Source organism: Nitratidesulfovibrio liaohensis, from assembly GCF_011682075.1.
GTDB lineage: Bacteria > Desulfobacterota > Desulfovibrionia > Desulfovibrionales > Desulfovibrionaceae > Cupidesulfovibrio > Cupidesulfovibrio liaohensis.
Genome location: NZ_VSMK01000632.1, coordinates 1 through 1,007, shown reverse-complemented (window position 1 = coordinate 1,007; position 1,007 = coordinate 1). Strand labels below are relative to the sequence as shown.

General features: G+C 71.8%; 2 pseudogenes. Both read right to left on the bottom strand.

Annotation, left to right across the window (positions count from 1 at the left end):
* Positions 1-758, bottom strand: a pseudogene (locus tag FVW27_RS16900) (2,3-bisphosphoglycerate-independent phosphoglycerate mutase); the annotation flags it as partial.
* A 47-nt stretch (positions 759-805) separates the two neighbouring features.
* Positions 806-1,007: pseudogene (locus FVW27_RS16895) on the bottom strand (ribosome silencing factor); the annotation flags it as partial.

Sequence of the window (1,007 nt, the reverse complement as noted above, 5' to 3'; positions counted from 1 at the left end):
CCCACGGGCGCGCCACCTTCCGCCACCACGCGGGGGGTGACGAACTCGTCGGTCTCGCCCGCGGCATAGGCGGCACGCACGGCGTCGGCCAGCGAACCGCCCGGCAGTGATGCGGCATCCACCAGGGTGCCCTTGCCGCCGGTCACACCGGTAAGGGCCGACCAGGCCAGCGCGTTGCGCTCGTAGCGCTTGTCGCGGTCCATGGCGTAGTAGCGCCCGGTCAGGGTGGCGATGCGCCCCCAGCCCGCGTCACGCAGGATGGCTTCCAGGTCGGCCACGTAGCCCGCGCCGCTGGTGGGCGAGGTGTCGCGCCCGTCCAGGAAGGCATGTATCAGTACGGGAATGTTGCGGGATCTGGCCGCCTCGACAATGGGGCGCAGGTGGCGGATGTGGCTGTGCACCCCGCCGTCGGAAAGCAGGCCCATCAGGTGCAGCCGCCCGCCGGACGCAACAAGGGATTCCAGCAGGCCGCACAGCGCGGGGTTACGGCCAAGTTCGCCGTTTTCCACGGCCATGTCGATGCGGGTAAGGTCCTGATAGACCACCCGGCCCGCGCCGATGTTCATGTGGCCCACTTCGGAGTTGCCCATGAACCCGGCGGGCAGGCCCACGTCACGCCCGGAGCAGGCCAGCGTGGTGCGCGAGGGCAGCGCCGTGAGCCGGTCGAGGTTGGGGGTGCGCGCCAGCGACACCGCGTTGCCCGGCCCGGCGGGGGCAATGCCCCAGCCGTCCAGGATCAGCAGCACCGTGGACGTCAATCCCTGCCCCTGTTTTTGGCCCTGTTGCCCTTCCCGCCCCGGCGTGCTCACTGGTCGTCCCCTTCCGGGGTCTTGGGGGCGGCGGGCTTGCGGGTGCGCGCGCGGGGCTTGGTGTCCTCGGCGTCCGCATCGGCGGACGAGGTGGCCGCGCGCTTGGTGGTAACGGCGGCGGCGCGGGCGCCAGCCACCTTGCCTGCCATGCGGCGCACGCCGGTGTGGGTGCCTGCCGAGGTAGATCGGAAGAGCGTC